7 protein-coding genes are annotated in these 10,255 nt (G+C 58.3%); 2 read left to right on the top strand and 5 right to left on the bottom strand.

Going from position 1 to position 10,255, the window contains the following annotated elements; translation table 11 throughout:
• The first annotated feature begins 25 nt into the window (after positions 1 to 25).
• A complete protein-coding gene (locus tag VM163_10535; protein HUT04313.1) occupies positions 26 to 253 on the top strand; it encodes a hypothetical protein in 228 nt (75 codons plus the stop codon).
• 353 nt (positions 254 to 606) lie between these two features.
• Here the strand turns inward: VM163_10535 and VM163_10540 are convergent, their stop codons facing one another.
• On the bottom strand, positions 607 to 2,487 hold the full coding sequence (locus VM163_10540; GenBank protein HUT04314.1) for a pentapeptide repeat-containing protein: 1,881 nt from the start codon (positions 2,485 to 2,487) through the stop codon (positions 607 to 609).
• 559 nt (positions 2,488 to 3,046) lie between these two features.
• On the opposite strand from VM163_10540, the gene VM163_10545 reads away from it, so the two are divergent.
• A complete protein-coding gene (locus tag VM163_10545; GenBank protein HUT04315.1) occupies positions 3,047 to 3,745 on the top strand; it encodes a YggS family pyridoxal phosphate-dependent enzyme in 699 nt (232 codons plus the stop codon).
• Between the two features lie 100 nt (positions 3,746 to 3,845).
• Here VM163_10545 and gltA read toward each other — a convergent pair whose 3' ends face one another.
• The 4 genes from gltA to VM163_10565 all read right to left on the bottom strand — a co-directional run.
• A complete protein-coding gene (gene gltA / locus VM163_10550) occupies positions 3,846 to 5,216 on the bottom strand; it encodes an NADPH-dependent glutamate synthase (protein ID HUT04316.1) in 1,371 nt (456 codons plus the stop codon).
• Positions 5,217 to 5,254: 38 nt separating this feature from the next.
• Positions 5,255 to 6,088: a sulfide/dihydroorotate dehydrogenase-like FAD/NAD-binding protein gene (locus VM163_10555; protein HUT04317.1), complete on the bottom strand. Its 834-nt coding sequence runs from the start codon at positions 6,086 to 6,088 to the stop codon at positions 5,255 to 5,257.
• Positions 6,081 to 8,555, bottom strand: a complete 2,475-nt coding sequence (locus VM163_10560; protein HUT04318.1) for a molybdopterin-dependent oxidoreductase — start codon at positions 8,553 to 8,555, stop codon at positions 6,081 to 6,083. Before VM163_10560 ends, VM163_10555 begins: the two co-directional genes overlap by 8 nt.
• A 14-nt stretch (positions 8,556 to 8,569) precedes the next feature.
• Positions 8,570 to 10,255: NADH-ubiquinone oxidoreductase-F iron-sulfur binding region domain-containing protein (locus tag VM163_10565; protein ID HUT04319.1), on the bottom strand; the 1,686-nt coding region annotated here is incomplete at its 5' end.

Here is a 10,255-nt window from a genome sequence, read left to right on the forward strand (position 1 = left end):
ACGCGCCCTCAGCTGCTCTCATTCAATGATGAAGCTTGAGCATTTGCTGCTTTCGCTGCCGGGCTTGTTCTGTGCGACGACCTCAAGTTTCTTCTCTCTTGCGGGAATCACGTCCGCCAAGAAAGCCACAGACCCCCAGGTTGGCGTCCATGCGGCCGACATAAAACAGGCGCATAAGGCCGCGCTGGCCATTCTGCTTGGACATGTCTTCGAATCCCCAAGATGCGAGTTCCTACTAAAATTATTATGCTGAGTCTAACGGCGGCCATGAGACGGTCAAGAGCGAATCGGCGTCAAGCGTCATAAGGGCAGCGCTTCATGCATTCCTCCGCCCAAGCGCTCGCGAGATTGACCATCGTGTCAGAACCCTTTAATAAGTCCGTTTTGCGTGCGTAGGGGCGGTGCTTGCCCCGCCCTGTGTGCCCCCAAACCACAAGTGAACACCAATGCACACTAATAGCAGGATTCTCTCTCCTGCTTTCTTCGTGTGTCTTCGTGTCCTTAGTGGACCCCTGGTTTAATGTAAGCTTGATCCACGAAGAACACGAAGGTGCACGAAGGTCAAAGGAGCTAGGCCAGCGGCGCCTCCCCGCTTCGTGGTTCCCGCTACCGGACCAGCTTGCGGAAGATGACGACGACCAGCGCCGCGTTCAGACCGATGCCCAGCAGGCCCTCCACCATCGCCAGCCCCGCCGCCCAGCCAATCGCACGCACATCGCCGTAACCCACAGTCGCGAACGTTATCACGCTGAAATACAGCCCATTAAAGAATGCCGAGGCAAACGGAAACGATCCCGAATCCGACATTATCTTCCCCGTCGCATACGCCCAGCAAAAGAAGCCAGAGCATATAGCGATGACAACAGCGATCGTAATCACGACGTTGATCGGTTTCACGCCGTAGCCGAACACCTTGCGATACAGAAACCACACCCCGACACGGAGAGGCCATTTTGCCTTTCTGGCCTTCCGCGCGCATTCCGAGGCCCACCAATGAGCCTCGTCCTCATCCCTGTAGGCGCCTCGCTTGCGGAACTGTTCCTTTAGCCAAGCGTATTGCTTCCGCGCCTCGTCCCATTTGCCCTCTCTGTGCGGCTTGATGACGGGCAGGCCGGTCTTTGATGGGGAAAGGTCCCTGAATTCGCAGTCCAGCTCGCCCTGCACGAGCGTGTCTTTGAAGTTGACGGTGTAAATGCCGCGGTTGCTCTCGCGCCAATCGTGGAATGGCTTGAGCCTGTCCCGTATTAGACACAACCAATCTCGTAACAGCGTCCGCATCCCGGGAATGTCATATTTCTCCTCTGGCTTTTCGAGCGAATCTCGGATTCTGTCGCTTCTGGTTTGGAGGTCGTTTTTCCGCTTCCGGAGCGATTGCCAGATCTGCTCCTGTCTGGCCTTTAGCTGCTTGCTATCCCGAACGGTTGAAAGGAGCACACCTTCTTTATAAATGGTCTCTTCCAGATTGACTCTCGCCGCGGCAATCTCCTTCATATCGCATAACGTCTCGAATCGAGTACCATTGAGACTGAACGACAGTGCGCAAGCTCCTCGGAACTCCGCCTTGCCGCTGAACTTCGCGTCCCAGAAGCTGGTGTCGCCATTGAACGTCGCGTCCCGGAAGGTAGCGTCAGCATCGAATGTCGCCCCACAGAAATGCGCGCGGGCACCGAACGTCGCTCCCAGGAAGTGCGCATTGGCGCTGAACCTTGCGTTATTGAAGAACGCTACGCAACGGAAGGTCACTGTCTCGAAGCTGACATTGCCGCCGAACCTGGTTCCCATGAACCCGCCGTAACTGTCGAAACTCGCTTTTCCGAAGTCCGCAGTGCGCCTGAACGTCGCTAGGCTAAAGTCCGCCTCGCCACCAAACCTCGCGCTCTTAAAGAAGACAGCCTCGCCGCCAAACGTCGAGCTCCAGAAATGCGCGTCACCGCTGAACGTCGCTCCCTCAAAGTCGGCGTCGCCTGTGAAGTCGGCCTTCTCAAACTGGGTCTCGCCGCTGAACGTCGCTCCCCCGAAGTACGCATCGCCACAGAATGTCGCTCTCCACAAATCCGCTTTGCCGAAGATAAAGGCTCGGTCAATGTAGGACCCGGGCAAAGAGAAACTCGCATGACTTTCGAAAATCAGGCCACGCAAATTGATTTCGCCGATCAGGCAGCCCAAACATCGTATCTCCGGCTTAAGAACCGGCCTTTCTCGTTTCTCACCGTCAACCCCGATTGAGCCTATTGGCAGGAACTGGCCGGTCGGATGTTCGTTCTCCGCCGCTGCAAGGGCATCGACGGTGAGAGCCTCGATGTAGCAGTGCTCAATCACTTCACCCTTGAGGATCTTCGCCGCGGCCTGCAGGGCGGTCAAATAGGCGTATCGCACATCTGGGTAGCGGTCGTATCTGATGTAGCCGGTGCGATTGCCGGCCTCGTCCACCTCCCACTCGACCTTGTGGCCGTCAGAATCGGTGTGCAGAACCTTATCTTCCGTCAAGCAACGTCTCCCAGTGGTTCGTGCCTCGTGGCATATAGATAGATAGTATCAGAGGGTGCAAGGAACGTCCACACGCCCGCAAAGACCCCAAGAATCAGATTCGAGGCAGGCGGCTCCATAGATGAACATTTTCGGCGGCTCCTGACAGGCGATGATTTGGACCGCGGTTGGTTCGTGGGCTGCGCCCGCTGGGTGATTCTGGAGTGCGGCGGCTTGACGCCGCTTTGGCTGGCCGCGGCCTGACGCGGCGTCATCTCTAACGACGAGCGATGATTCATCCTTCATGGTTCATACTTCCGAGATAGAGAACGTCCCACTCTCCGTGGCAGGGCTTCTAGACGGTCTATCAGAGGGTGGTGTCAAGCCACCACCAATGAAAGCGGCGTGAACCCGCCGCACTCCAAAAAGGCGCCCGCTTTGGCTCAATCTGATTATCTAGGACGGCAGATCCTGTTGTGTGTTGCCTCTTCTGTATGGCATCCTGAATGATGTAAGCGTAAAGCAAGCGAATTGCTGGATGTGGCGAGGCAATCTCTGGACACGGCAACAACGGGAACGAATGAAGATGATAGAAAGCGTCAAGAATAATCTCCAAAGCGTCAGGAACAGAATTGTGGCCGCGGCCGAGCGCGCCGGACGGTCGCCGGACGAGATAACGCTGGTCGGTATCTCCAAGGTTCAACCGATAGAGAAGGTCCAGGCGGCTGTGGATGCCGGACTTGTGCATTTGGGCGAGAACCGGGTGCAAGAGGCGGCTGGCAAGATCCCGCACATCGTGGGCAACGTTCACTGGCGTCTGGTTGGGCATTTGCAGCGTAATAAGGCGAAGAAGGCGGTCGAGCTTTTCGACACGATCGAATCGATCGACAGCCAGCGCATCGCGGAGGAGGTCTCGAGACGATGCGTGGATTTGGGTAAGAGAATTGACATCCTCCTTGAGGTCAATGTCGGCACAGAGGACGCAAAGGCCGGCATAGACCCCTCGCAGCTCGTCGGTCTGGCAAGGTTGTGTGCAAGCCTTCAGGGCATCGCGGTCAAGGGCATAATGGTCATACCGCCGTTCGATCCAGACCCTGAGAAGTCCAGACCTTATTTTCGCAAGTCCCGGCGCATGTTCGAGAATCTGAGGGATGCAGACATCGATGGCGCCGACATAAGCCATCTGAGCATGGGCATGAGCAACGATTTCGAGGTTGCGGTCGAGGAGGGCGCCACCATTGTCCGCGTTGGGACGGCCATCTTCGGCCCACGGATGTGAACACTTTTGAGTTTGCGGTTAGTGCCAGTTGCGAGACGACCCCGCACTGAGAGAACGCTGCCAGCCACGAACGAGCACGAGGCGGATTGTTGGTTGCGCCTCAGCTCGTGCTTAGGTATTCGTGGATGGCACGGGCAGCCAGCCGGCCATCGCCCATCGCAAGGATCACTGTCGCTGCGCCTCGCACGATGTCCCCGCCAGCATAGACGCCCTTGATGCTAGTCTCAGCGGTCTCGGGGTCTGCGATGATCTTACCCCTCTTGTCCGTGTCAAGACCTCGCGTCGGCCTCGTCAGAAGCCGGTTCGCTCCGTTGCCTAGCGCCGGGACGACGACGTCCACATCGATAGTGTATTCGGTGCCCGGAATGGGGATTGGCTTGCGCCTGCCCGAGGCATCCGGCTCGCCAAGCCGCGACTTGACTACTTCCATCCCAACAACATTCCCCTGCTCGTCGCCAAGTATCCTCATCGGGAGCCTCAAAAGATGAAAATCGATGCCCTCCTGATATGCGTGCTCGATCTCCTGGTGCCGTGCAGGCATCTCTTTCTTGCTCCTTCGATAGATCAGAAAGACCTCCTCCGCACCGAGCCGAAGCGCTGTTCTGGCCGAATCCATCGCAACGTTTCCGCCGCCTATCACAGCGACCCTTCGGCCCTTGATTATCGGCGTGTCGTACTGTGGGAACAGGTACGCTTTCATCAGATTGCTTCTTGTTAGATACTCGTTAGCGGAATAGACGCCTGCGAGGTTCTCGCCAGGGATGCCCATAAAGAACGGCAGCCCCGCCCCAATGGCGAGATACACGGCGTCATATTGGCCCAGCAGGTCATGCACGGTGAGCATCGGGCCGATTACGGCGTCCGTCCGAAACTCGACCCCCATCTTCTCGAGCATCCCCACCTCTGCGTCCAGAATCTCCTTCGGCATCCTGAACTCCGGTATTCCATACCTCAGGACGCCGCCCAAGCTGTGCAGCGCCTCGAACACAGTTACAGCGTGCCCGTTACGAGCACAGTCAGCCGCGACAGTTAGTCCCGCCGGCCCGCTGCCAACGACGGCGACTTTCTTGCCCGTCCGAGGCGCAAGCTCCGGCATCTCCATTCCGCCCTCACGCCGCTCCCAGTCGGCTACGAAGCGCTCTAGATTGCCGATCGCAAGCGGGTCGCCCTTCTTGCCCAGCACACAGCGCGATTGGCATTGCCCCGATTGCGGACAGACGCGGCCGCAGACCGCCGGCAGCGTGTTGTCGTGCTTGACTATTCTTATGGCCGTCCTGAAATCGCCGTCAGCGATCGCCTTGACGAAGCCCGGGATGTCGATGCCGACCGGGCATCCCGAAACGCACGGCCTACTCTTGCACTGAAGGCAGCGGCTCGCCTCCGCCATCGCCTGCTCACGCGAGTAGCCCAGCGGGACCTCCTTGAAGTTACGCCTGCGGACCTCGGGCGGCTGCTCAGGCATCGGGACCATCTTGAGAATCGGCTTTTTGGCCCCCTTTGACTGCTCGCTCACGACCCACCCTGCGCATCTGAATACTCCACAGAGTCCCTTTCCTGCCTGAGATACGCTGCACTACGTGCTGACAGAACTTGCCAGTCAATCTTGTGCCCGTCAAAAAACGGACCATCGACGCACGCAAACTTCGTCTCTCCGCCCACCTCGAGCCGACAGCAACCGCACATCCCCGTCCCATCAACCATTATCGGCGACAGATTCACCATCGTCTTGATCTTCTTATCGTGCGTCGCGTCCGAGACCAACTTCGCCATGAATGTGCAACCTATCGCCACGACCTCGTTAATCTTCTCACCACGCTCAATGAGCATCCCGATCGCATCCGGCGCAAAGCCCTTCATTCCACGAGACCCGTCGCCAGTGGCCACGATCAGCTCGTCGCAGGCCGCCCTATTCTCTCGCTCCATATAGAGCAAGAACCCCGTCCTCGCCTCGATGATCGAGATGACGCGATTGCCGGCCTCTTTGAAAGCCCTTGCCACTGGAACTATTGCACCAATCCCGTAGCACCCGCCCGCACAGACCACCGTCCCGACCTTGCCGATCTCAAGCGGGACTCCCAGCGGCCCGACGACTGAGTAGAGCGAATCACCCTCCCTGCAATCAGCCAGCTTGCGAGTGGAACGTCCCACCTCATTGAACACAAAAGCGATCGTTCCGTCCGCCTCGTTCCAGCCCGACAGCGTGTAAGGAATCCGCTCGGAACGCTCGTCAACCATCACGATAACAAACTGCCCAGGCCTTGCCCTAGAAACCACATGAGGCGCCTCGACCCTCACAAAGTGTGTGTTCGGCGCTATCTCGTGTTTCTCGACGATCCTATACATCGCTATCCCTTCTGATGCCTTCAATCCTCACCGCAACAGAATTGTGCCCCAAACAGACGGCCTCAACCCCAAGCAGGCCCAACAGCCGAGGATCGTTCGCCGACCATCGCGAGACGGCAAGCCCCTTCGGAACGGTCGCATCCGCGCGAACCTCTGCGACCACCTGACCGTGCTCAGCAACTATCTCAATCTCGTCCCGGTCCTTGAGGCCGAGCTCAACCAGCGTCTCCCCACAAATCCGCAAACAGCCATCATCCAAAGCGCCGATCCCGGGCACGAGACCACCAATGCGATGCCCGTTGTAAAGATGTGAATTGTGCCGATTAACCAGAACCAAAGGCCACTCGCTAGAGGGCCTCGCGACGGCGCATAACTCGAACGGCGCAAGAACAGCGGGCCGCCTCTCGCCGAGGTCTGCGCCTTCTCTGCGATCGGCATCCAGACCGCGCCTGATCGACTCCAAATCCTCCCAGCCAAGATCTGTGCCGAGTGCCTTGGCAAGTAGCGAAGCGACCACCCAGCCGGGTTTGGCGTGGCCAAGCGGTCTGACAGCAGGCTTGATCTCTCGCTTGCTGCCATCCACCGCTGTGTAGGTCCCGCCCATCTCCGTCACGAAAGCAGAGGGCAGGACAACGTCAGCATGAGGCGCATAAGAGCCCCGGTGGCTGTCGATCACGACAAGGAAATCGAGGCGGTCGAGCGGATTCTTGACCTCCGGGCCGAGCTCCGGCACAAGATCGCCCACCATGACGAGCGCTTTGACTCGTCCTGACTGAATGTCTTGAACTGTTTTAAGCCAATCAGCGTCAAAATCACCTCTCGTATCTAGCGAGGCCACCTCGCACTGCCGGCCCTCTGCGCCAAGCAATAGCCGGAGGTCATTGACGCCCGTGGTGAACGGCTCGCTTGTGGCATCAGAACCAACCTCCGGGCCTACAATGACCAGCGCGTTTGAAGAGGAGCTCAGCATTTCGGCGGCTTTCTTGAGGCAGCCTGCGTCGGCGCTTGCCGCAGAGCCTACATCGTCAAAGCTGATCTGAGAGGCCCATCCGGCAAATTCATTGAACCCCTCAAGCTCTTCATAGCGCTGTTTGTCACTCGTCTCTAAAAGGGCTTTGACCAGACCGGCCACAGCCGATACGTAGCCGCCAGGACGGGTGGCTATCTTTGCCGAGGCGAACTTGTCGAGGAAGGTTGAGACAGTATCGGCAATGACGAGCCTCGCTCCCCTTTCGGTGGCGCGCTTCACGTTGAGGCCGAGGATGGGGTGCGTCTGCATCAGGTCGGCGCCCAAAAGCAGGACGCAGTCGCCCGCTTCGAGTGAGGTGAGGCTCGCGTCGAACAGCTCCCATTTCTGCGGCGGGGATAGGGATGATACGTTCTGAGTCTCAAGCGCCTGGTCTGCGAACCTCGAGAAGGCGAGGGCCTCCTCGAGCGTGACCGATCTGGGGAACATCAAGGCCCTCTCGGAGGGCTTGAACTTGGCCAGACCCTCTGCCGCAAGTGCTATCGCCTCGTCCCAGGAGGATTTGAGGAGGTTATCGAATCTCCTGACGAGCGGCACTGAGACGCGCTCCCTGGTATTAGTGAGCTCCTGAATGGCGAATCTGCCCAGAGCGCAGAGCTGGCCGGCGCCTACGCTGTCATCCTCTGCCGCGAGTGACTTGACGACGCGACCTTGCGCCACTCCCACCTGTATGCCGCATCCGACCGGGCACAGCGAACAAGTGCTGCGGACCATCTTCTCGGGCTTGGGCTCCCACTTGCTCGTTCGGTCTGAGAGCGCCCCAGTGGGGCAGACGTCAACGCAGGCGCCGCAGAATTGGCAGCTCATGTCGAGATGAAGCGCATGGAATGCCGTGCTCACCCTAGTTTCGTGGCCTCGGTTTATCAACGAAATCGTGCCAGCGCCTCGCACCTCTTGACAGACCCGCACGCATCTACCGCAGAGAACGCAGAGGTTGTAGTCCCGGTCAAAGAACGGGTCCAGTCGTTCAACGGGAAGAGATTTGTGGATCGGCTCAAACCTGATCTCTGAGAGGCCTACCTTCTCCACCAGCTCCCGCAGCTCGCAGTCGTCCTTTTTGGGGCAGAACATGCAGCCGGTTACGAGCCCGGATTTGCCTGCATGGCCTCTGAACTCCTCGCACTCCTGCTTTCGCTCGCACAGGAGGCAGCCGCTAGGATGCTCCGATAGAATGAGCTCGAGGACAGAGCGTCGGAGCTGCTGAACGCGGGGCGTGTTTGTCCTGACGACCATCCCGTCCTTAGCGGGGGTGCTGCACGAGGCGGGGAAGCCGCGCATGCCCTCTATCTCAACGATGCAGAGCCGGCACGCACCGTAGGGAGATAATCCATCCTGATGACATAGGGTTGGTATCTCCATGCCAAGGGACCTTATCGCCGAAAGCACCATAGCGCCTTCCTCAACCTCAACCTCAATGCCGTCGATCGTCAACGTCGGCACCCTCTTCCTCCTTCCTAACGAACCTGGACCGCGTCGAACTTGCAGACCTCGCTGCACGCTCCGCATTTGATGCACTTTTGCGTGTCGATCCTGTGAACCTGCTTCTTCTGCCCAGACACCGCCCCCGTTGGACAGACTCTCGAGCAGGCGCCACAACCCACGCACTTATCTTCCAGGATGCCGTAGGTTATCAGTTCCTTACAGAAGCCGGCCGGACACCTATGCTCCTTGATATGGGCGTCATATTCATCCCTGAAGTAACGTATGGTTGATAGAACCGGGTTGGCGGAGGTTTGCCCAAGACCACACATGGCCGTCTCTTTGATCACCGCTCCCAGCTCTTCAAGGCGCTCCACATCGCCATGCCCGCCCTTGCCATCGCAGATTCTGGTCAATATCTCCAACATGCGCACAAGCCCTACCCGGCAGCTGCTGCACTTGCCGCACGACTCGCTGGCAAGAAAGCTAGTAAAATACCTCGCGATATCCACCATGCAGGTCTTCTCGTCCATCACCACAAGCCCACCTGAGCCCATCATCGACCCTGCATCGCTAAGGCTCTCATAGTCGATCGGCATGTCAATAAGCGATGCAGGCACGCATCCCCCGGAAGGGCCGCCCGTCTGAACCGCCTTCAATTTCCTGTTGCCCGGTATGCCACCGCCGATTCTGTAAACAATCTCCTTCATGGTTATGCCCATTGGGACCTCGACAAGGCCGGTGTTATTGATCTTACCCACGAGTGAGAAAACCTTTGTCCCTTTGCTCTTCTCAGTGCCAATCTCGGAGAACCACTCCCCGCCCTTGAGCATGATCTGCGCAACATTGGCCCAAGTCTCTACATTGTTGATATTGGTCGGCTTGCCCCAAAGTCCACTCACGGCTGGAAACGGTGGCCGCGGCCGTGGTCTTCCCACTTTCCCCTCAATGGAACTCATAAGCGCCGTTTCCTCGCCGCACACGAAAGCCCCTGCGCCCCTAACGACAGAGAGATTAAACCTAAGGCCGCTGCCCAAGATGTCATCGCCCAAAAGGCCATTCTCCTCGGCCTGTGCGATCGCTTTCTTGACGCGCTCAAGGGCCAGAGGGTATTCCATCCTGACGTAAACGAACCCCTGTTGGGCACCGATCGCCTTAGCACCGATGGCCATGCCCTCGATAACCGCGTGCGGGTCCGCCTCGAGTATGCTCCTATCCATGAACGCCCCTGGGTCGCCCTCATCAGCATTGCAGATAAGATACTTGGGCGTATCGGCCTGAGCCCTGCAAATCTCTAACTTCTTGAACGTCGGGAATCCGGCGCCGCCCCGCCCCCTCAGCCCCGCAACCTTGAGCGCCTCGATTATCTCCTCAGGCGTCATCTCTCTCAGCGCCTTGGCAAGCCCCATATACCCGTCGAACGCAATGTAGTCGTTGATGTTCTCTGGATTAATCCGCCCCCTATTGCGCAGGACAACGAGCTTCTGGTGCTTGAAGAACTCAATGTCCTTCCTGGCAGGGATTGGCGATTTCCCCCCAGGGGGCACATACATCAGGCTCGGCACAGGCCGACCCTTCAGGCAGTGCTCCTCCACCAACAACGGGATGTCCTCGACCCTCACACGCCGATAAAGGATGTCCTCGGGCTGAAAAAGAACCAGCGGCCCATTCTCACAGAACCCGTTGCAGCCGGTCGGGACCACAATCATCTCCTCTTGTAG

The organism is bacterium, assembly GCA_035527515.1.
Lineage (GTDB): Bacteria > B130-G9 > B130-G9 > B130-G9 > B130-G9 > B130-G9.